Source organism: Flectobacillus major DSM 103 (genome assembly GCF_000427405.1).
GTDB lineage: Bacteria > Bacteroidota > Bacteroidia > Cytophagales > Spirosomataceae > Flectobacillus > Flectobacillus major.
The window spans coordinates 80,342-102,840 of record NZ_ATXY01000005.1 but is presented as its reverse complement, the minus strand read 5'-3'; the positions used below and the strand labels follow the sequence as shown (position 1 = coordinate 102,840).

Annotated in this window: 14 protein-coding genes; 8 read left to right on the top strand and 6 right to left on the bottom strand. The window is 39.0% G+C overall.

The features are described 5' to 3' along the window. The first annotated feature begins 26 nt into the window (after positions 1–26). The 3 genes from FLEMA_RS0101550 to FLEMA_RS0101540 are packed head-to-tail and all read left to right on the top strand — an operon-like array spanning position 27 to position 5,177. The gene (locus tag FLEMA_RS0101550; protein WP_026993935.1) at positions 27–3,143 is read left to right on the top strand and encodes an efflux RND transporter permease subunit; all 3,117 of its coding nucleotides are present in this window, start codon (positions 27–29) and stop codon (positions 3,141–3,143) included. Next, on the top strand, positions 3,127–4,416 hold the full coding sequence (locus FLEMA_RS0101545; protein ID WP_026993934.1) for a TolC family protein: 1,290 nt from the start codon (positions 3,127–3,129) through the stop codon (positions 4,414–4,416). Before FLEMA_RS0101550 ends, FLEMA_RS0101545 begins: the two co-directional genes overlap by 17 nt. An 11-nt stretch (positions 4,417–4,427) precedes the next feature. Next, positions 4,428–5,177, top strand: coding sequence for an outer membrane beta-barrel protein (locus FLEMA_RS0101540; protein WP_026993933.1), 750 nt, complete (start codon positions 4,428–4,430; stop codon positions 5,175–5,177). A gap of 144 nt (positions 5,178–5,321) precedes the next feature. On the opposite strand, the gene FLEMA_RS0101535 is transcribed toward FLEMA_RS0101540, so the two are convergent. From FLEMA_RS0101535 to FLEMA_RS0101525, 3 genes are all read right to left on the bottom strand, one after another. Next, positions 5,322–7,238, bottom strand: a complete 1,917-nt coding sequence (locus tag FLEMA_RS0101535) for a sialate O-acetylesterase (RefSeq protein ID WP_026993932.1) — start codon at positions 7,236–7,238, stop codon at positions 5,322–5,324. 57 nt (positions 7,239–7,295) lie between these two features. Continuing rightward, the gene (locus FLEMA_RS0101530) at positions 7,296–9,872 is read right to left on the bottom strand and encodes a glycosyl hydrolase 115 family protein (protein WP_026993931.1); all 2,577 of its coding nucleotides are present in this window, start codon (positions 9,870–9,872) and stop codon (positions 7,296–7,298) included. Between the two features lie 406 nt (positions 9,873–10,278). Next, positions 10,279–10,743, bottom strand: coding sequence for a GNAT family N-acetyltransferase (locus FLEMA_RS0101525; protein ID WP_026993930.1), 465 nt, complete (start codon positions 10,741–10,743; stop codon positions 10,279–10,281). A 262-nt stretch (positions 10,744–11,005) separates the two neighbouring features. On the opposite strand from FLEMA_RS0101525, the gene FLEMA_RS0101520 reads away from it, so the two are divergent. The 4 genes from FLEMA_RS0101520 to FLEMA_RS0101505 are packed head-to-tail and all read left to right on the top strand — an operon-like array spanning position 11,006 to position 17,947. Beyond that, positions 11,006–11,680 (top strand): RNA polymerase sigma-70 factor, encoded by a 675-nt coding sequence (locus FLEMA_RS0101520; protein ID WP_026993929.1) that lies wholly within the window; start codon positions 11,006–11,008, stop codon positions 11,678–11,680. A 56-nt stretch (positions 11,681–11,736) separates the two neighbouring features. Beyond that, complete coding sequence (locus FLEMA_RS0101515) at positions 11,737–12,747, top strand: FecR family protein (RefSeq protein WP_026993928.1); 1,011 nt, start codon at positions 11,737–11,739, stop codon at positions 12,745–12,747. Between the two features lie 36 nt (positions 12,748–12,783). Beyond that, on the top strand, positions 12,784–16,305 hold the full coding sequence (locus FLEMA_RS0101510; RefSeq protein ID WP_229359319.1) for a SusC/RagA family TonB-linked outer membrane protein: 3,522 nt from the start codon (positions 12,784–12,786) through the stop codon (positions 16,303–16,305). A 19-nt stretch (positions 16,306–16,324) separates the two neighbouring features. Beyond that, positions 16,325–17,947, top strand: a complete 1,623-nt coding sequence (locus tag FLEMA_RS0101505; RefSeq protein WP_026993926.1) for a RagB/SusD family nutrient uptake outer membrane protein — start codon at positions 16,325–16,327, stop codon at positions 17,945–17,947. Between the two features lie 549 nt (positions 17,948–18,496). Here FLEMA_RS0101505 and FLEMA_RS0101495 read toward each other — a convergent pair. Then, entirely contained in the window at positions 18,497–20,041 is a 1,545-nt protein-coding gene (locus tag FLEMA_RS0101495) for a replication initiation protein (RefSeq protein ID WP_044170460.1), read from the bottom strand. A gap of 339 nt (positions 20,042–20,380) precedes the next feature. Here FLEMA_RS0101495 and FLEMA_RS0101490 point away from each other — a divergent pair, with 339 nt between their 5' ends. Beyond that, a complete protein-coding gene (locus FLEMA_RS0101490; protein ID WP_026993924.1) occupies positions 20,381–20,623 on the top strand; it encodes a hypothetical protein in 243 nt (80 codons plus the stop codon). Here FLEMA_RS0101490 and FLEMA_RS75840 read toward each other — a convergent pair. Both FLEMA_RS75840 and FLEMA_RS0101480 read right to left on the bottom strand, forming a co-directional pair. Next, a complete protein-coding gene (locus FLEMA_RS75840) occupies positions 20,620–21,525 on the bottom strand; it encodes a ParB N-terminal domain-containing protein (protein ID WP_052353907.1) in 906 nt (301 codons plus the stop codon). The two genes, FLEMA_RS0101490 and FLEMA_RS75840, sit on opposite strands and share 4 nt — an antisense overlap. Positions 21,526–21,543: 18 nt before the next feature. Beyond that, positions 21,544–22,491, bottom strand: coding sequence for a ParA family protein (locus FLEMA_RS0101480; RefSeq protein WP_026993923.1), 948 nt, complete (start codon positions 22,489–22,491; stop codon positions 21,544–21,546). Between the last annotated feature and the right edge of the window lie 8 nt (positions 22,492–22,499).

Here is a 22,499-nt window from a genome sequence, read left to right as displayed (position 1 = left end):
GCTTATATTTTACTGAATATAACAGAATGAAAAAGGATTTTCTTGCAACAGCCATAGCCAAACGTTGGCTAGTGTTAGCACTATTTATATTAATTTCAATATTTGGTTTTTATTCGTGGAAACAGCTCTCTATTGAAGCATATCCCGACATTGGCGATGTTACGTCACAAGTAGTAACACAAGTGCCGGGACTCGCTGCCGAAGAGATAGAACAACAAATTACTATTCCGATTGAACGCGCTATCAATGGTCTTCCGGGAATGCACGTTATGCGTAGCAAAAGTACCTTTGGGCTATCGATGGTTACGATTGTTTTTGAAGATGGCGTAGACGACTATTTTGCAAGGGCACGTATTCAAGAACGCCTAAACGACGTACAACTACCTTATGGGGCTATTCCAGGGTTAGACCCCCTAACTTCGCCTACTGGCGAAATCTATCGGTATGTTATTGAAAGTAAAACCCATGATTTAAGAAAACTTACCGAACTTCAAAAATATGTGATAGTACCACGCATTAAGCAAGTGGCTGGCGTAGCCGATGTAACCAATTTTGGTGGTATTACTACCCAATACCAAATAGAACTTGACCCTAGCAAAATGGAGCAATATCGCTTGTCGCTGAGCGAGGTTACTGAAACTATCACAAAAAATAATACCAATGCAGGAGGAAGTGTTGTCAACCGTGGCGACCAATCTTTTGTGGTACGAGGCATAGGTTTGGTAAAAGATTTGGACGATATGGGACAAATTGTGGTAAAATCAGTCAATGGAATACCGATTTATCTCAACGATATTGGTAAAATCAAATATGGTAATCTAGAACGCAAAGGAGCATTGGGTTATAGCGATAAAAGAGGTGCCGACTATTCTGATAATATTCAGGGGATTGTATTGTTACTCAAACGCCAAAACCCTTCTGATGTACTAAAAGGAGTCAACCAAGCCGTAGATGAACTCAACAATGGCATTCTTCCCGAAGGCGTAAAAATTCATACTTTTTTAGACAGAACCAACCTTATCGAAACCACCCTTCATACTGTTTCCAAAACCCTTTTGGAAGGTATGACCCTTGTGATTATCGTACTTATTGTTTTTTTGGGCAGTTGGCGTGGGGCTTTTATTGTAGCCGCTACTATTCCTATTGCTTTGTTGGTAGCCTTTATTTTGATGAAATTTACCAATATCCCAGCCAATTTACTTTCGCTTGGTGCTATAGACTTCGGAATTATTGTCGATGGAGCTATTGTAATGATGGAAACCATTTTGAAAATAAGAGAAGAAGACGAACATACAGCATTGGAAGAAAAGAGTATTGCCGATAAAGCCAAAGAAGTAGCAAAACCCATTTTTTTTGCCACTATTATTATTATCACGGCCTATTTACCCTTATTTGCCTTTGAGCGTGTAGAACGAAAATTATTTACACCAATGGCCTTTACCATCGGTTATGCTTTGTTTGGGGCCTTGCTGGTAGCTCTGTTTCTTATTCCGGGGCTTGCGTATTTTATTTATCGAAAGCCTCAAAAAATGTATCATAACAAATGGCTAGAGCTATTGACCAATCGATACAATAGCCGTATTCAAAAAATCATGCAAGCTCCCAAAAAGGTATTCATACCTTTGATGGGTGTTTTGTTAATGGCTATTATTTTAACGATTACTGTTGGAAAAGATTTTTTGCCCCCACTCGACGAAGGTTCTATTTGGCTACAGGTTTCGCTACCTCCTGGAATTACTTTGGAGAAATCAAAAGAAATGAGCGATTCGCTACGACATCATACCCTTCGCCACAAAGAAGTAACTTATATGATGGTACAAGCTGGCCGAAACGACGACGGAACAGACGCTTGGACACCTTCGCATTTTGAGTGCAGTGTTGGCCTAAAACCCTATAGCGAATGGGAATGGGGAAAAACCAAGGCTGATTTAATCAACGAGCTAGCAGCCGACTATGCTACTATGCCAGGGTATAATATTGGGTTTTCTCAGCCTATGATAGACGGTGTTATGGACAAAATTTCTGGGGCACATAGCGAACTTGTAGTAAAAGTATATGGCGATGATTTTAAAGAAACCCGAAGAATTGCCGAGGAAATTATCAGGGTATTACGCCATATCAAAGGGGCTGTTGACTTGGCTATTGATCAAGAACCACCTTTACCCCAAATCCAGATACGTGCCAATCGTGCCAAAATAGCTCAATATGGCCTCAATGTGGGCGATGTTGCCGAGCTTATTGAAGTAGGCATGGGCGGTAGTGCTGTTGCTCAGGTTTTTGTGGGCAACAAAGTGTACGACATTACTTGCCGATTTAGTGCGGAAAGCCGCAATACGCCCGAAAGAATTGGCAATTTGATGCTAACCAATTCGGCAGGAGCTAAAATTCCTTTGTCGCAGGTATGCGATATTACCCTCAACACTGGTGAAAGTACCATTGCCCGTGAAATGAATAAACGACATTTAACTGTTCGCCTCAATTTGCGTGGCAACGACTTATCATCGTTTGTAAAAGAGGGACAAACAAAAATTGAGCAACAAGTACAATACAATCACACAAACTTCAAAATCAAATGGGGTGGTCAGTTTGAAAACCAAAATAGAGCTTATAGCCATTTGGCCATTATTGTGCCACTAGCCTTAGCCATCATGTTTGTATTGTTGTATAGTGCTTTTGGCAAATTTCGTCAGGCGGGTTTATTGATGAGTATAGTACCCCTCGCCCTATTTGGCGGAATGCTCGCCCTTAATGTACGTGGCATGACCCTGAACGTATCGTCATCGGTAGGTTTTATTGCTTTATTTGGCGTAGCTATCCAAAATGGTGTCATTATGATTGCACATATTAATCAGCTTCGTAAAAAAGGTTTTGTTCTTTTAGATGCCGTTATTGTAGGAGCCAAACAACGTTTCAGACCCGTATTGATGACAGCCACTGTTGCTATACTAGGCTTACTGCCTGCCTCTTTAGCAACAGGCATAGGCAGCGATGTACAAAGACCTTTGGCTACTGTGATTGTTTATGGACTCCTATTTTCTACCATATTAACACTATATGCTTTGCCATCGCTTTATTATTTGCTTGAGAAAAAATTTGAGCATGAAGACAACCACACAAATAGCAATCATGAATTTGATATATAATAAATGGCGTGTACTTGCCCTTTTATTACTGCTAAGCAAGTATGCCACCGCACAGATTGACACAACTTTTCATAAAAAAGCCATTCATTTCCCTAACTTCATTGGATTAGTTGGGAAAAATAACCTTAGTTATGCTGCCCAAAAATTCAATGTCAATATTGCCGAGGCTGGGATTGAAACTGCAAAAGTTTTTCCCGACCCTCAGCTAGATTTTGCTTGGTTTGACAACGGCCAACGAAGAATGGGAATGGGGTATGGCTTCAACTCAACAATAGGATGGACACTAGAATTAGGAGGAAAACGCAAAGCTAGAATCGACTTGGCTCAAAGCCAAACGGCATTGAGCCAATACCTTCTGCTCGATTATTTTCGTAATCTTCGTGCCGATGCCACTATTAGTTACCTAACAGCGGTGCAGTATAAACTACTCTTCGATGTTCAGTTGAGTTCTTACCAGTCTGTCCAAAAACTGGCTCAGTCTAATCATATTCGTGCCAAACTAGGGTCAATTACAGCAGTTGATGCCAAACAAAGCCAACTCGAAGCAGGTATTATGCTCAACGATGTATTACAAGCCGAAGCTAGTTGGAAAAACTCATTGGTCAATTTATCGCTCTTACTAGGTACTAAAACGACCGATACCTTGTTGCTTCCTCAAGGTGACCTTAGCAAGTTTGAACGAAATTTTACTTTATCCAAACTTGTTATTGAGGCTCAGAATACCCGAGCCGATTTATTAGCCGCTTTGCAAAACAAAACCGTTTCTAGGAATATCCTAAAACTAGCCGAAGCTAATAGAGTTATTGATTTGGGCTTGTCGACAGGAGCTACATATAGCTCGTATTCGATCAATATTGTTGCTCCAACGCCTTCGTTTGTACAACTTGGGGCTGGTGTTTCGATTCCTTTAAAGTTTTCTAACAACCATCATGGCGAGCTAAAAGCGGCGTATTATAATGGCCTACAGGCCGAAACACAGTATCGCCAAATAGAACTACAAATTCAGGCAGAAGTAACACAGGCTTATTTTAATTATATAGCCTCTCAAAAACAGGTATCACAATTCAATACGGGGCTACTTAACGAGGCCAAGGCCATATTAGAGGGCAAAATCTATAGCTATGAACGTGGCGAAACGTCTTTACTAGAGGTACTAAATGCTCAACGTACCTACAACGATGTACAACAAGGCTATTATCAAACATTGTATCGCTATGCGGTTGCTTTGACCGAACTAGAACGAGCTACAGGAATCTGGGATATTAATTTTTAAACGACATTTCAATGAAAAAATTCATCATCATGCTAGTTTGTAGTGTTTGCTTTTATTCGGCAACGGTGGCACAAAATAGCCCTGAGCTACCACTTGACACAAGCATGGCATATAGAAATAAACTTTTCTCAAAAGGACGCATCAGATTAACCTTGAAGGGAGGCTTTACGGTATCTGATTTTTATGGAAAAGATTTAGCATTATTATCAAACAATGCCCACACATCAGTTTTGCAGGGCTTTGTTATTGGTATCGCTGCTGATGATAAGTTGGGTGAATATATAGGTCTAAAACATGAATTGACATTCCAACAGGTAGGTTCGGGAATAGCTTTACAAGACAGTAGTCATGGCCATTATAATTCTACGCTCAAAATGTATGTGTTACAAGTATTGCCAATCGCTCCGACCTTTTATTACCATAATTTTCAATTCTATACAGGCCCTTATATCTCGGCGTTGTTGAGTGGTGCTATTCAAAAAAAGGATACCGCTGGAAATTACTTTTGGGACAGCTCTATTTATGGAACTCCAACAGAGAATATGCAGCAAAATAAGTATTTACAAAAATTTGATTTTGGAATAGTACTGGGTACAGAATACCAATTGAATACAGCCTTGAGCCTTGGTATACGCTATTCAAGAGGATTTACGCCTATTTTAGACAACGCCAATGTCAATACCTTTGGGCAGGCTCACTCCACCATCAATATCTATAATCAAACGTGGTGCTTTGCTCTGAATTATCATTTTTCAAAATGATAGCTATTTTTTCATAAAAAACTAATAATCAATACATTATCCCCCAATAATACTATTTACTTAACTGCCAAAATCAGTATTTTTGATACCTTATAAATCTTTCAGGGCTATTGGTGCAATAGCCCTGACAGTAAACTCTATATCCTATTTATCCGTTCTGAAAGGCGAAGCGGGTAAACCTTCTTTGTTATACAAATTAGGATTTATAGGGTTATCAGACCAAGCATATCTTACATACAAAGGTTTGGCTATTTCATCGCTCCAAACAATTACTTTGTTTCCTTCGATTTTGGTTTTTGCCCACACAAACTTTTTGTCTTCCCCCGCAATAGCAAAATCACTCAGCTCTTCGCCGTCGTGGCTTGCCAAGCCCGAGCCAATGTGGTCAAAAAGAATACTTATGGTATTGCCTTCTATAGAAGCAGACTGATAAATTGGCCCTGAATAGGTAATATTTTCCTGATAAGCCAATTTTAAGGCCGATAACGAAAGGCGTTCGCCTACATCCTTTTTATTATCGGGATGAATATCGTTCCATTCGCCAAGGTCAATCGCTACAGTCATTGCGGTATTTGGTACAGATAATGTATTTAACTGAGCTTCTCTAACAATTGCCATATTGCTTTCGGATGGCAAATAGTTATAATCCATAAAACCAGGGAGTTGAACATACAAAAATGGAAGAGATTCTTGTTTCCATTGATTTCGCCAGTCGTTTATCAAAGCAGGCAACCATTTTGCATATTCGTGAGGGCGACCCGTATTGCTTTCGCCTTGATACCAACAAAAACCCTTCACTGCATAATTGACCACCGGAGCAACCATTGCATTAAACAAAGCTGTCGGCTGATTTTGGGCATTGATACCCATACCTCCAGCCATCATGCTAGGTCTAAACACCAGCCCTACCTTATATTGCCAAGTGCCTTTTAAATCAAGGGTATCTGTTCCCGAAAAAATACAATAAGGCTTGTCGGGTACAAAACCACCCTTGCCAGCGGTATTGGTTACTCGTACAACAAAAGTATTTTTTCCAGCTGTTAGCGCATCAGCAGGTATTTTATATCGTCTTTGTGGATATTGATAGCCAGTAGTTCCTACCTTTTTACCATTAATATACAGCTCGTCGGCATCTACAATTCTTCCCAAAAACACTGTTGCCTGTTTACCTACCATTGTTGCAGGAATCTCTATGTCTTTTCTGTACCAAACTACACCATTGAGGTCTTTTAGTCCTTGGTCTTCCCAATACCCAGGAATATTGATATTGCGCCAGTTTTTGGGCCTGTAATCAGGCTCAAACCACTTGGTGGTCTTCAGTCCTTGGTCAATAGCTGGTGGCGTATTCCGAGGCATTGTTCTTCTGTTCAGACTGTTGACGTAGGCAGTATCTTTATTTTTTTCGATTAGACTTTTTTGTGTGGCAAAATCCTTGAATCCATTTTCACTTATCCATGCCTCGATGGGTGTACCACCCACACTTGCGTTGATAATACCAACTGGCACATTATATTTTTCATGGATTTTTTTGGCAAAAAAATAAGCCACCGCCGAAAAAGGACGCACATCTTCGCCCACTGCCGACTTCCATTGGCCATTTGGGAGGTCATTTTGAGGTGATTGCAAATTCGTTAGCGTAGGAATCCAGAATTGTCTTATTTGTGGGAAATTGGCCGTTGCAATTTCTTTGGCATAAGTTACATCGTGAATGTTTAACTGGTGAACCATATTACTTTGTCCACTACAAAACCAAACTTCACCAATCAAAATATCTTTTACTTCCAAACGAGTATCGCCCAAAATTTCCATACTAAAAGGCCCTCCCGATTCCATAGCGGGAAGATTTACTTGCCAGTCGCCCTTGGTATCGGTAATGGTTTTGTAAATTTTACCTTTAAATTTGAGTGTAATTTTTTCTTTTGGCTTGGCCCATCCCCATATTCTTAGGTTGGTATTACGCTGCAGCACCATGCCATCACTAATAAGTTTGGGCAAGCGTAATTGTGCTTGTGCTAAAATATGTATCGTAAGAAATAGACAGCTCAATACTATTTTTCTCATCATTATTTTCTATTTATCAACTAACTTAATTTCAAAAACCAGTACACGCATGTACTCCTATTTATTTGCCCCAAGTGTCTCTTCCGAGCCAAGGTAGCGTTGTTCTGTTGTGCCAAAGTCCAAGGCCAACTTTTGCAAAACAACCCCCGTTGTAACCATCCAGTATTTAAGGGTATGTTTTCCTTTTCCCAAAAGGTTGTGTTTACTTGTTTTGATAATGATATTTTCGGCAGCCCATTTGTTCCAAATGCCTTTATCGCTCGTTTTATCTTCTTTGTTCAAGCTAATAATTTGAGGCTGTTCGTTGTCAATAGAAATAGCATATTGCAAACCATTTTCTGTTCCATAAAAATTCAAACTTGGCGAAAAATACGCTTGAATACTACAATCACCTTCGCTGTAGGTATAAAATTCATATTCGGTGTGTGGTGCATTACCTTCTGGTATTTGCTCTTTGGCTGTAACAGGAAAAGTAGTAATAGCCGAGCCTGTTCTGCCAAGGTCGGGCAACACTTGCCACTGTATTCCGTTGGTATTAATAGCTTTTGTAAAATGATTGGCTTCGATAGATACGCCTTTTTGCTCATCTTGATAAAAGACATTTCCTTTTGCATTGTTTGGAATATCGGCTCTTTTTACGGGTTGAGTCGCTATTTCTTTTTTATCAGTAATAGCTTCATCGCTAAGATATTTTATGGCTGGCATTTTCTGTTTTTCGGGTTGTTGCCAGTACGTATAACCTATGTGTGTTTGGCTCATTAGGTGATTCCATTTGCCATTATTGAGTTGATGGTATTCTTTTGTAATTAAAGAATCATTATCATAAAGTTGTTTTACCTTTTGGGCATACGTATTGGTTTCTTTCCATTTGTTTTCAAAAGCTTCTTTGTTCAATGCTACATAACAGTACATTTCATGAAGGTTTGCACAGGCTTTTATAGGGTGCAACACCAATTGAAAATAAGCATCTTGGTATTCTTGTGGTAAATTGTTGTTGATACCCTCGGCCTTTTGTAGCAAACTATTATAGGCTGTAACTACCGTTTTCCATTCTCCACTTTTGAGGTTATACGTATTAGCATCTAGTAGCTCGGGCTTTCGTCTTCCGTTGAATTTACTGTATTGATTCAACAAAAAGGCAATTTCATTGGCATATTTATTGCCAAATTGTTTAGCGGCCCATTGTTCACTGTACTGCTGTATGTCGCTGGCCTGAATTTTCTCTGGATTCCAAGCATAGTCTAAAAAGAAAGAAATAGGATACTCCATTGGCTTAATATCACCCACATTGACAATCCAAATATCTTTTACATGGTGTTCCCAAGCTAAGTGCATTTGTTCCCAAATTCGAGGAAGTGGATTGGTATTCAGCCATTTGTAATTGCGAGGCCCGCCCACATAATCGAAGTGGTAATAAATTCCATAGCCGCCTTTTCGTGGTTTGGCATCGGGCTTGGGTAGTTTACGAAGATTTCCCCAGTTGTCATCGCAAAGCAGAAGGGTTACATCATCGGGTACAGTCATACCTTTATCATAATAATCTTGTACTTCTTTGTACAAAGCCCATAGCTGAGGGGTTTCGCTAGCAGGTTTTCCAGTTACTTCGCTAATAATTTCTCGTTGGTCTTTTACGATTTTTTCTAATAAAGCCGTAGCGGTTTCTCTCGACATAGGTTCGTCGCCGTCGCCTCTCATACCAATACTCACAATTTTTTCATTGGTGGCTCGCTTCATACCATCACGCCAAAAGGCTTGTAACTTAGCTGGGTTGGTTTCGTAATTCCAAACTCCGCCTTTTTCTCGTCGCCATTCGTCGTGTGCACGCATTAATGGCTCATGATGCGACGTACCAATCACAATACCATATTCATCGGCTGTTTGTTTATTCTGTACGTCGTCGGCATAAAAGGCACTTCCCCACATAGCAGTCCAGATATAGTTTGCCTTCAAGCGGAGCAATAATTCAAATACATGGCTATAAAACTTGTGGTTGAAGCCCCCAAATTTTTCTCTGCTCCAGCTCGATAAAGCAGGAGCTTCATCATTAATAAAAATACCACGATATTTTACTTTTGGACTGCCTTCGGCATAACGACCATTCAGTACATAAATATTGTCGTGCTTGGGCGTGGGTACATCTGCCCAAAAATACCAAGGCGAAACACCTATTTGTTTAGATAAATCATAGATACCATAAATAGCCCCCCGCCTATCCGAGCCAACAATCACAAGGGCTTTTTTTACATTGGGAAAAGGGTTTTCGAGGGTTTGAATCACATAACTTTCCCATTGTCCTTGTAGGTTTTGAGTATTGATTTTTTTGTGAGCCACTAGAGCATCAATCCACTGATTTTTTCCTAAAGTACCTACAATAATTACTTCGTCGTGCTTAGAAAGTTGGTTGAGTACATTCGGTTTATGGCCAGTTACACGTTCTATATCGCTTTGCAAATCACTGGCAGCTCGAATAACGCTTTGGCTATCGTCGTTAGCAACCAAAATGGGCGTAAGTTTATCTTTTGAAGCAATACAAAAGCTTTTTCCTTTTGCTTCAAAAGATACATAAGTTGGTGGATTTATGCAAAATCCTGACAGGGGTAATAGCAGTAAGAATACTTTAAAAATATGTTTCATGTTTTTTTAGTTTCTATTGAGATACGTTTCTGCACAAATTCCAGAGAGTTTATTACTTATTGTGATACTACAAGCATTAAAACTTTTTTGGAGGCGTAAAGTAAGTAGAAACAAAAAAAATTGAATGTCACATAATACTAAATCTATATTCCATTTGTTCAAATAGCCGACAGTCCCCCACAAGATTGGTGTTATTTGTTGGATTTTTGGCTATTTTTTTATAAAATTTTAATTAAAACATAGCCTATTGGGTAGTTTTGAAACACTCAAAGACACCAATAGGATGGTATATTTATTGACCAAAGGCTGTCAATAATAGAAGTTTTAACCAAAAACTTTCGGTAAATTCGGGTCTATTGAACCATTTCAGAAACCGTATTATCATGGGTACAGAATCCAAGGTATATCACAATAAAGCCTTACGCATATTTACCAAATGTTTTGCAAATCCAGATTTTTGGTAGGCTTTTAAGGCACTTACATTGTTGTCATATACATCGAGTCGTAGTTCGGCAATACCCTGCAACACAACCCATTCCTCAAGCGACTTCATGATTTTTTGATTTACTCCCAAACCTCTAAAAGCAGGGTCGACATACATAAACCCTAAATAGGCATACTGCTTGTGTTTTAAATAGGGCTTGGCACTTTCGATACGGGCATATCCCGAGCCTATTAATTGCTGATTTTGTTCGGCCACCAATAGCTCGATATGCGATGCTGTAATCATTTGTTCTATGTCATAATAATGAATAGTATTGTCTTGTAAAGTAGGGTCGAAGGGTCTTTCGGCTTGAATAACGCCTTGCTCAAAACGCAAAAGTGTAGGCATATCGGCCATAGTTGCTTGTCGGATTAGTATCGGATTCATAGATTGGAGATTTGCTATTTATGATTTTCACGATTTAATTACTTCTATTGGCAATCAAATATTAGCTTGACAAATATTTTTCAAATTACAACAAATAACACTACACCAATCGGAAATATATTGCCAAAATATTAATGAATTATCACAAAAATCTGTTTTTTCATGATTTATCTAAAAATTTTCATAAAAAACTACGTAGTTTTCTGCCCCAGCTTGTCTTTAAAATAAATACCAATAATCTGTAAAACTATCTCTTTGATATATGACTAAGCATGAATTATCAAGTACCCAGCCTCAAGAATTTCCCCTCCAAATGACAGAAGAGGTTGAAGTAAAGGTATCGTCCAAACCATTGGGAATGCTTGTAGATGGCTCAGAGCTTTTTATCAAGAAGGCTTTTGACACCGACCCACATAAAGGATGTGAACTGCTCTTTAAACGCTATTACCAAGCACTTTGTACTCATGCTGTTAGATACGTATATTCAAGAGAGATAGCCGAAGATTTGGTTGGAGATATATTTTTCAATTTCTGGAACACCAAAGCTTATTTAAGCGTAACTACCTCATATAGAGCATATTTATTCAGGGCTGTTCGTAACAGAGCTTACAACTATATTGCTTACGAACTCAAACAGTCTGATTCTATCGATTTGGCAACACAACAAGAAGGCCAACTTTCAGATTTACCCGAGCAAATTATGCAATACGAAGAACTTTATACTCAAATAGATACTATTGTAGCAAGCCTTCCGAAACAATGCCAAAAAGTTTTTTTGATGAATAGATTTGAAGGAAAAAAAAGTCGAGAAATCGCAGAAGACCTACAAATATCTGTTAGAACTGTAGAAACCCATATTCAGAAAGCACTAAATACCCTCAAGAGCGGACTGAAAGATTCATTCCTAGGCTTATTTTTTTATCTTTTTATCCAATAAGCCTACGTACAAATCCCCAAATCCTTGTCTTTAGATAAAATAGCAACTCATTGAATATGGAACCTTCGATAAATAAAAATATGCTTTTTGACCATTTTGCAGGAAAAAGTACACCACTGCAAAAAAGATTGATTGAGGAATGGTTAAAAAATCCTGACAACCAAGAGTTATTTTACTTGTGGTTGTTTGAATGGGAACACCTTTCTCCACAATATATTCCTACGCTTGACATCAAATTAGCCCAATTCAAAAAACAAATAACTGAAATACAAGATGAGCCGCATAGTTTACAAAAAACTGATTTTCAGACAAATAAACCCACCAAAAGTCAGTCAAAATGGTATCGATATGCCATTGCGTCGTCGGTAGTGTTGGTACTAGGCGTATTATCTTGGCTGGCAAAAGACCTTCTCTATTACAAAACTTATCAAACAGCTTATGGACAAACCCAAAGCATTGAATTGCAAGATGGTAGCAAGATTACACTCAACGCCAATTCATCGTTGCGAGTACCACGTTTTGGTTTCGGCCAAAACTCCAGAGAGGTATTTCTAAAAGGTGAAGCCTTGTTTTCTATTAAACATACCATTGATAATCAACGATTTGTTGTAAAAACAGAAAAGAGTTTCGACGTAGTTGTACTGGGAACAGAGTTTACGGTGTTTAGCCGAGAAAGAGGAGCAAGGGTTATGCTCAACAAAGGGAAAGTACAACTTCGCTACCAGTTAGATACTCAGATGAAACAGGTGATTATGAAACCTGGCGATTTGATTCTATTCGACCGACAGAATCACGTCAAAAAAGATACCGCCAAACTTCCTGAAAAATTTATGGCATGGCAGCAACACCGCCTAGTATTTGAAGACACCCCTTTATCGGAATTCACCGAAATATTGGCCGAAAATTATGGGATAAACGTAGTACTGGCCAACGAATCATTGGCCAAACGAACCTTGGTAGGAACTTATCAGGCCGACAACGCCGAAGAATTGCTTTACACCATTGTGGAGATTTTTGACTTGAAGGTTTCCAAAGCTGGCAACCGCTATATTCTTTCCGAAAACTAATTAACTCTATGATTATAACTTCTAACTAGCATTATCATGAAAAAATCTTTACCTGCAATGCTCAAGGTCAGTGTGTTTGTAACAACACTGGCTTTGGGAACACAGCCTTCTTGTGCCCAAATTTATGCAATGGCTCAGAAAAGTACCCCAAAAATAGAACGGGGTAATACCAATACTAGCCAAAAACTGCGTGATGTTCTGAAAGAACTCAAAAACCACTACCGTGTCGACATTCTATTTGAAGGAGGTGTTATCGACAAAATTTTAGTACCTGCTGAACCCTTAAATTTTGATATTAAAATCGAAAAAAACCTTGACAAACTCTTAGAGTCAACAAACCTTCGATACAAAAAAGTAAAAAATGGAGCATTTGTTATTCTTGAAAAAAGTAATACCTCTAAAAATGAGGACACTAATTTACGATTTCAGGAAGTGTTAGTTCCCCACACCATTGGCCAAGAAGTACCAATGGTGCTTAATACCCCCAATCTTTTTTTAGGAAATGGAAAAATGCTTCAGGTAATCGAACAAACGGTTACAGGGCAAGTAGCCGATGAAAATGGGGCAGGTTTGCCTGGTGTAAATATTGCTATTAAAGGAAGTAGCCGAGGCGTAAATACCGATGCCAGTGGAAAATACAAAATTTCTGTTCCCAATGCCAATACAACCCTTATCTTTTCTTTTGTAGGATATATTACCCAAGAAGTTGTAGTAGGCAACAAAGCTAGTATCAATATTTCGCTCCAAACCGACAACCGAGCCTTAGATGAAGTAGTGGTAGTAGGATATGGCACTCAGAAAAAAGCCAATCTTACGGGTGCAGTGTCTATGATTGACTCCAAAACCATTGAAAACAGACCTGTGGCCAACGTAGCCAATGCCCTACAAGGTGTTGCATCGGGCTTAGTTGTAACACGTGGCACAGGACAGCCTGGCAATGAAGGCTTAGGTATCCAGATTAGAGGAGCTACTTCGGCCAACGGCAATGTCGACCCACTGATATTGATTGATGGTGTAACGGCTTCGAGCTTCACTTTACAAACCCTCAACCCCAACGATGTAGAAAGTATTAGTGTACTGAAAGATGCCGCCGCTGCGGCCATTTATGGAGCTCAGGCTGCTGGTGGGGTACTATTGATTACAACCAAAAAAGGAAATTCAGGAAAAACAGTTTTTGAATATTCTAACCAAATAGGGGTAGATTGGGCATTGAATGTACCTCAGCGACTTTCGTTGCTCAACGAAGCCGAATATGCCAACTTGGCCCGCCAAAATGCAAAAATTGCCCCAGAATATACCGCCGACGATTTACAGCGTATCCGCGACGGTATTCCTTATATTGTTAACCCGTCCGATTCTACTAGATACATTTTTTATAATCAAGAAGACCAAATTAAGCAGGTTGTTCGTGACTATTCGCCCATGCAAACCCACAACCTTTCGGTAAAAGGTGGTAATAACAAAACCAATTATTTGGTATCGTTGGGTTATTATGGCAAACAAGGTGTTTTTAAAGTAGGCCCCGACCGAGTTGACCGCTACAATGTTCGTATCAATTTAGGAACACAGCTCAACAAACATTTTTCTTTAGATTCAAGAATTGCTTATACTTTACAAGACCAACAAGCTTCGTCGGCTGGTACAGACGGGCAAGGACTGGTATACCAAATCTATCGTTTGCGAACACGCTTTCCGATTTTTACGCCCGAAGGTCGCCTAAATGGTGGAGCGGGTTCATCGGCCAATAATGCTTATGCCTTGCTCAAAGAAGGAGGTTATAACAACATGGAACGCAATTTCTTTGATGGCGTGTTTACTTTGGCAGCTAAAGACTTGGTAAAAGGACTCAACTTGCGTGCCATTGTAGGCCAACAGTACCGTTTTGGCGAAAGAAAAAGATTTGCTCGACAAGTAGATTTGTGGGGACGCTTCGCTCCTATTTTCTTTTTGAATAATCCCAATTCTTATACCAGAACCAACGAACTCATCAATAATACGAATATCCAACTTTTGGCTGATTATGACTGGAATATCGGCAAAAGTAAATTCCATGTTTTGGGGGGCTATCAGTGGGAAGACAATAGATTCACGACCATTGCCACCACATCAAACAGCTTGGTAAACAACGACCAACCTACTCTAAATCTTGGCGACGATAAAACAAAATCTAATAGCGAATCGATTAATACCTATGCTTTTCAATCGGTTTTTGGTCGTATAAATTATAATTTGGATGATAAATACCTATTGGAGGCTACATTCAGAATGGACGAAAGTTCACGCTTAGCACCAGGACTTCGCAACAAGTTTTTTCCATCGGCTTCTATTGGCTGGAATATGCACCGCGAAAACTGGTTCAGCAACAACCTTGGCTTTATCTCAGAATTCAAAGTGAGAGGCTCGTGGGGGCAGCTAGGCAATGCCTTGGGCATTGGGTATTATGATTATCTAAACTTATTATCGAGAGGTTCCAATTTGGTACTAGGTGGGGCAGAATCACGCACGTCTTATTTCTCGCAAAGCGTAGTACCCTCGTCAAACCTTTCTTGGGAAACTATCGAAACCACAAACGGAGGGCTTGACCTTGGTTTATTAAAAAATCGCCTACAAATCAGCGGCGATTATTATGTAAAACTCAATCGTAATATGCTTACTCCTTTACAATTACCTGCTACGTTTGGCGTTGGTACACCCAAAATCAACAATGGCGAGCTAAAATCTTGGGGATGGGAATTAGAAGTGAAATTCCGTGATAAAATAGGAAAAGATTTTAGCTATAACATCGGTTTTAACTTATCAGATAACCAGAATAAGTTAATTAGCTATGCAGGACAAAAAGTAATCAGTGCCGGAACAGTCGGGCTATTAGAAGGCTATCCTCTCAATAGCATTTGGGGCTATAAAACGGCTGGTTATTTTACATCTGAAGACGAAGTAAAAGCTAGTGCTTTTCAAGATAGCCGTACTGGTGCTGGCGATGTCAGATATGTCGACCAAAATGGTGATGGCAAAATCAACGTTGGAAAAGGCTCACCCCAAGACCCTGGCGATTTAGTATACCTTGGTACTGACCAGCCTCGCTATGTATTTGGCCTAAACATTGGAATGCAATGGAAAGGATTAGACCTATCGGCTTTTATTCAGGGAGTTGGCCAACGCACTTTCTTGCCAAGTAGCGAAGCCCTCGAACCACTATCGCAAGCATGGAAACAGCCTTTGGCTATCCATAACGACTATTGGACACCCGAAAACCCTAATGCAACCTTCCCTAGGCCTTACCTACAAGGCAGTTTTAGGTATCTTCCTGCTGATAAATGGGTAATGAACGGACAATATGCTCGACTCAAAAATATTCAACTCGGATATACTCTGCCCGATAATCTGTTGAAAAAAATCAGTATTTCAAGAGCCCGTGTATTTATATCGGGACAAGACGTACTGAGCTTTACCCGATTAGGCGTATTCAACAACTATTTTAACCCAGAACAAAGAAATGGGGTTGAAAACGATTATCCATTCTTTGGTACTATCACAATGGGATTGAATTTGACATTTTGATTTTAAATAAAGAACCATCATGAAAGCATTACTAAAATATATCGGTTTATCAATTACTCTTTGGAGTGGCCTAACAGCCTGCGATGTTGACAGGATTCCTGAAACACAAATCAGTGACCCAGCTTTCTGGAAAACAGAAAATGACTTGCGTGGAGCTGCCAATTTTCTCTATACATTTTTACCTGCAATCCCTAATACCAACGATAACTGGTCGGACGATACATACGCCCGAGCCCCCAATGGTATCAGCGATGGCAGCCGTATTGCCCCTGCAACCGACGGCAACTATAATTCGGCTTATCAACTTATTCGAGCAGCCAATAATATTATCGAAAAAGCTCCTTTAGCTTTGGCTAATGGTGTTCCTGCTACAACAGTCGACCGCTATATTGCCGAAGCTCGCTTTTACCGAGCATGGGGGTACTTTTCGCTTGTACAACGATATGGTGGTGTACCGCTGATTTTGAAGGTATTACGTGAGACCTCGCCCGAACTACAAGCCCCCGCCAATAGCCGAGAAGAAGTAGTTCAAGCCATTTATCAAGATTTGGATTTTGCCTCTGAAAAACTCCTAACACCTACCCAGTTAGGTACAGCTGGCTATGGCCGTATTTCCAAAACGGCTGCATTGGCATTCAAGTCGAGGGTAGCATTATTTGAAGGAACAAGAGCCAAGTTTCACCAATATGGCAACTATAAGGCTCATTTGACCTTGGCCCTAACAGCAGCAAAGGCAGTAATAGACAGCAAAGAGCATGGGTTGTTCAATAATTATTACAATATGTTTCAGCTTACAGGTGAAGGCCGCCAAAACACCGAAAATATTTTGGTGCGTCAGTATGGCGTAAGTGTTTCTGATATTGTACTTACTCATACGGCCGCTCGTACCTTAGAAAATGGCGGTGCAAGCCCAACCAAAAGCTTGGTAGATGCTTATTTGATGAGCGATGGCCTACCTATGGAAAAATCACCACTCTACAAAGCTCCGCTGGTATCTACCGATGTATTCATCAATCGTGATGAACGATTAAGTGCTACCATTATGAAAAAAGGTGATGCCTATATTGCCACCAACCCTGTATTCAATGTTTCGGTATTGGCGTTTCAGTTAACGGGCTTTCTTTCTCGCAAATACTTTAATTCTGACGACTGGAATTTGCAACGGTCTAATATCGACGGTATTATTATTCGTTATGCCGAGGTATTACTAAACTACGCCGAAGCTCAATATGAACTCAACGAATCTATTTCAGATGCTGATTTGGATTTGGCTATCAATCCTTTACGCACAAGAGGTAAAATTGCCAAGCTGAGCAACGCCTTTGTAACTACCAATGGCCTAAATATGCGCGACGAAATCCGTCGTGAACGTAGGGTCGAGTTGGCGGTAGAAGGGTTTCGCTATTGGGATTTAATGCGTTGGAAAACAGCCGAAAAGGAATTGATAAAGCCTATTTTGGGCAATTATTTCTTCAAAGCCGAATTTGGGACAGCTACTGCCGTAAAACTAACACCCGATAATTTTATCCTTGTTCAAGAAGCCACTTTTAGAAAATTTGACCCCGAAAAAGACTATTTATGGCCTTTTCCTATCAATGAAATTGCCTTAAATCCAGCTTTAAAACAAAATCCAAAGTGGTAATAATATAAATATGGACTACACCTGTTGTATCGGAAAATACTGTGAGGGTTATTTTCTCCAAGATATTTATTCACAAAAACCCTTTTTACTAGTCTGTTTCCTCTCCTATTCTAAACCTAGTCTATTGTTTATACATTCACGGCCTAGTAGCTCAGATAGCTTTTCTGAGTTACTAGTTTTTTTTATCAACCTACCAAGTACAATGACGTGCTTTATCACGGTTTTCTATGAACTGGTGTGCAACAAAAGATGTACCTTAAAATTGGCTCAAAATATGAATACATACAGAAGCAAGAAAAAGAGGATTGCCGCTAATATTCAAGAAAAAACAACAATCAGAAAGGTTATCATTATTTTTTGAAGTAAAACTCTTGTTAACAAAGCCGTAAATACCTATTATTTTCGTTTCTACGTATTTTTTTTAGCCACGAGTACACTTGGGTCATTTAGGTTCAAAAAGTCGCTTAAAATCAAATTTTCATAGCTTACCCCTATTTGTCGTAGCCTGTAAGAATCAATCACAATAAATTTTTTCTTTGCTATTGGCACTTACACGAGTTTTATGCCCAAATCATCGGCTTGTCGCTGATAATAGTTTTTAATTTCTTGAATCTGCAACACAAATTTCTGCTCGACCCATTCCGATACATACGAGTTGAAAGAAAATCCTGCTTGATTAATAGCATTTAGCAACTGCTGCTGAGGGTTTCCAGCCAAAGACAATTCCTGAAATTTAGCCCAAGCCAATTCTGCCAAAAGGCGTGGATTAGATACTTGGTTTTCGGTTTGCAAATTGTTAATGAGTTCGGTGGCTAATGCTTCGTTTTGTTGAAAAATATCGGTAATAAATTGAGCTTTAGCTTGGATAAAATTATTTTGAATTTCATTTTTCCGATTCTCAAAAAACTCTTGTTGCTGTTTTTTGTGTAGTGCTACCGTTTTGTCTTGTTGCTTTTTAACAAGCTCTTGTGTTTGTTGTTGTTTGCTTTCTAGCAAACTTGGCGTTCTGACCATATTGTTCATGTATCCACCAATATTTACCATTTTTTCACCTTGACCAATTTTATTGAGTACATATTCTATTCCCAATTCAACTTGTTCGACAGGCAGTTCTTTCAGCCAGTTTTTGAGGGTAGTTTTGGTAACTTTGTATTTTTTTACTTTTTCGTACAAAAGCTCCAAGGTTGAGGTATCGTTTACCACTTCGACCGACGGGGGTATAACCTCTTCACTAATTTCGGCTATTTCGTATTCTTCTGGCGTATGGCTCGACACCACAATTTTCCCGTTGCTTGATTTTATTACTTGTCGTGTAATTTTTCGAGCCATCACTTCTTGGCGAATGGTTTTCTTTTCTTCTAAGTAAAAAACTACCGCTTCGACAGCTCTACCTGCTTTTTCTTCTTCCAAGCTACTTACAAGCAAGTCGGTATATTTTTCTAAGTCTTTGATTCCTTTCTGGATAATTTTCTGTTTGAAATTACCGTACAAAGGATATTCTTTGGCTTCAATGGCCAGTATTTCACGAAGACGAGTAACAGTATATCGCACCTTCCGATTGCCCAGATTGTACTGATGCCTTAGAATCAAATATAATTTTACAGAATTAGGACTTTGAATATTGGCGATGTTCCTTACGTCGATGGTAAGGTATTCTTTTTGGAGTTGTAAAAGGTATGGTTTGAGTTTGGGATTAAATTTGAGCCTTATGCGATTTTGTTGGCTGATATTTACAGGTTCGCTGGTTTCATCAATTAAGTGAATGGTAGTTCTATAAATCTCGCCGTCTTCTTTCTTCTCAAAAATCACAAACTTTCGATTGAACAGCCTTTCCGATGCCCCACGAATGGCCTCGTAATAACGGCCATCGTCGCTCAACGAAAATAATTTGATAATATCCTGGGTTCTGATTTCATACTCCACAAAATCTTCGTCATCGGGTAATACCATTGTCAGCATGGTTGTAAACACCCGAAACTCGTGGATGTCCATTTTTGACGTAGCTTCCACAAGTCCAGCTTTACCTCCTTGCATCCGAATAATGTAACGGTCTTGATAGTCTTGTTTCTTTCTGGTGCTTGTTTTTTTGGCCATGACAAATCGTTGTAAAACACAGGTTAGGGTCATCCAATTTTGATACAAACATACTAAAAAACGGATAATTAATATAACAATAACTCTTAAAAGTTATAGTTATATTAATTCCGTGAAATTGGTTATAGTTATCCGTGTTTTTGGTTATAGTTATCCGTGAAATTGGTTATAGTTATCCGTGAAATTGGTTATAGTTGTCGTGAAATTGGTTATAGTTAGTCTTGCAATATGCTGAAAATCAATTAGTTACAAAGGGTAAAAAGAATAAAAACAAATAAAAATATAAAAAACAAACAAAAGAGTTGTTGTTGATTTTTTATATTTTTTGTTTAAAAAAAAATGAAAAATAGAGCTTTCCCAAAATTTAGTGAAATCGTGAAATTGGTTATAGTTAAAATCCAACTCGCTTGTATTGTTGTTAATTTTTTTAAAAAACAAAAAAGCAGTTCCGTGAAATTGGTTATACTTCTCCGTGTTTTTGGTTATACTTCAAAATGGGGATTTCTAATTGTTGATTTTGGTGATTTTATAAAATCACCAAAATCAACAGATACAATAAGGCCGAAAGAAATAGGTATTTAAACTAATAGATTTTTGAGAGCTTGAGAAAGGCTAATTAATTCATCGCACAAAGTGGTACTTTCGGTATTGCTCAACCTTTGAGCAATATCCTGAATTTGTTTTTTCAGGTTTTGTCTATCTTGTTGTTTGTTATCGGTTTGTAGCTTGGTTTGAGCGACACCAGCGGGTTTTACCAATTCGGCAACCTGCTCAAGCGAGTTAATGGGTTCTGCCTGATGAGTAATTTGAGCCAACTGTTGTATTTCCGATTTTTTGGCTTTTACTCTACCCGCTAAAATATCCTTTTTGAGTTCAACCGACAATAAGTTTAAACCCTCAGCAAATTCAGCATCGCGCTTGATAGTTTTTTCGCTAACATTATATTGCTTTGCCAACCTTACAGAAGTAGGCTCTTTTTTGACCTCTGACCCATAAAGGACATTTTGTCCTTTATGCTCATCTCGGGCATATTTCCCTTTTTCGAGCTTTTCGGCATTATATCTCAAGCCTCTCAGGTAAGATGCTTGTTCGGGAATAAGGTTACGCCTACCTAGCTGATTATCAATCATATACTCTTTGGCTTCTTTCAAAGAAGTAAACGAAACCAAGTGTATTTTGAAATCTATTTTATGTTTTTGGCAAATCCCATAACGGTTGTGTCCATCAATAAGGACATAGATATTTTCATTACTGCCAGATGTATCTATGGTGTTGCGAGTGGTTTGCCAGAGCATCAAGGCTTCACGGCAGCCTTCAGCTAAGATATTTTTTTCTAATTGTTTTTGCTCATCATCTTGCAAGGGCGGAATCAAATCACGAAGCTCGTCGAGTACAACAATTTGTTGTTTGATAGCTTCATGATTCAATAAGCTTTGGTCTTTGATAATTGCCTTGGTGCCTAAATTATTGGTATATTTTTTCATGTGATTAAAAAAAGTCGTTTAGTTATTTGAACAAAACTCTTTGGCAAAGTTCAAATAGTCGATAGCACCGTTTGAATGAGCATCGTAGTCGAAAATATTAATTTGAGCAATTTGAGATTCCTTCAACGAAACGTTGATACGGATTTCAGTTTTATAAATTTTGAAATTGCTGAGTGTTTGATAAACATAATCGATCATGTCTTTGTGGACTTTCAAGCGTTTATCTACCATTGTTAGCAATACCCCCTCTACCATCAATTCAGGATTGATTCTTTCTCGAACCTGAGTGATTCTTTCAAAGAGATTGTTGATTCCCTTCATGGCCGAAACCTCAGGCTGTAGGGTTACCAAGCAGCTATTGGATGCCACTAAGGCCGAATTGGTAAAAATATTCAAAGCGGGAGGACAGTCGATTAAGATATAGTCGTAATTTTCACGAAGTGGGCTTATGCGGTTTTTGAGCTGGTTAACTCCCCCCACAGCTTGGACTAATTCCAAATCGGCATAGGCTAGCTCTAAATCACTGGGTGCAAGGTCATAATTTTCGGCGATACTCACAACGGGCAATTCTTCATTTTTTAATAAAGCATGAACAACCTGTTTTTCGGGGTTATCGATACCCAGCGATTGCGACAAGTTACCTTGCGAATCCATATCGATCAGCAAAACCCTAAATCCTAGCTGTGACAAAGCTTTACCAAGGTTGATTGTGGTGGTAGTTTTGCCAACACCTCCTTTGTGGTTGATAATCGAAATAACCTTAGCTTTATTATTTTGGCTTTCGTTATAACCATATTTAATAAGAATTGGATAAAGGGCATTGAGGTGTTTTTGGTTCAGAACTCTGTCGCCATTGAGTGCTTTTGCCAAGGTACTGTTAGGAAGACCAGCCTCTTTTTCCAAAATTGATATAGATAAAGCAGGATTTCTTCTCAGGAATAGGATTGTTTTATCGTGAGATAGCATAGTTTGAG

Coding starts and splice junctions, on each gene's coding strand:
- FLEMA_RS0101550 (WP_026993935.1), top strand. CDS start 27: ATGAAAAAGGATTTTCTTGCAACAGCCATAGCCAAACGTTGGCTAGTG.
- FLEMA_RS0101545 (WP_026993934.1), top strand. CDS start 3,127: ATGAATTTGATATATAATAAATGGCGTGTACTTGCCCTTTTATTACTG.
- FLEMA_RS0101540 (WP_026993933.1), top strand. CDS start 4,428: ATGAAAAAATTCATCATCATGCTAGTTTGTAGTGTTTGCTTTTATTCG.
- FLEMA_RS0101535 (WP_026993932.1), bottom strand. CDS start 7,238: ATGAGAAAAATAGTATTGAGCTGTCTATTTCTTACGATACATATTTTA.
- FLEMA_RS0101530 (WP_026993931.1), bottom strand. CDS start 9,872: ATGAAACATATTTTTAAAGTATTCTTACTGCTATTACCCCTGTCAGGA.
- FLEMA_RS0101525 (WP_026993930.1), bottom strand. CDS start 10,743: ATGAATCCGATACTAATCCGACAAGCAACTATGGCCGATATGCCTACA.
- FLEMA_RS0101520 (WP_026993929.1), top strand. CDS start 11,006: ATGACTAAGCATGAATTATCAAGTACCCAGCCTCAAGAATTTCCCCTC.
- FLEMA_RS0101515 (WP_026993928.1), top strand. CDS start 11,737: ATGGAACCTTCGATAAATAAAAATATGCTTTTTGACCATTTTGCAGGA.
- FLEMA_RS0101510 (WP_229359319.1), top strand. CDS start 12,784: ATGAAAAAATCTTTACCTGCAATGCTCAAGGTCAGTGTGTTTGTAACA.
- FLEMA_RS0101505 (WP_026993926.1), top strand. CDS start 16,325: ATGAAAGCATTACTAAAATATATCGGTTTATCAATTACTCTTTGGAGT.
- FLEMA_RS0101495 (WP_044170460.1), bottom strand. CDS start 20,041: ATGGCCAAAAAAACAAGCACCAGAAAGAAACAAGACTATCAAGACCGT.
- FLEMA_RS0101490 (WP_026993924.1), top strand. CDS start 20,381: ATGAAAAATAGAGCTTTCCCAAAATTTAGTGAAATCGTGAAATTGGTT.
- FLEMA_RS75840 (WP_052353907.1), bottom strand. CDS start 21,525: ATGAAAAAATATACCAATAATTTAGGCACCAAGGCAATTATCAAAGAC.
- FLEMA_RS0101480 (WP_026993923.1), bottom strand. CDS start 22,491: ATGCTATCTCACGATAAAACAATCCTATTCCTGAGAAGAAATCCTGCT.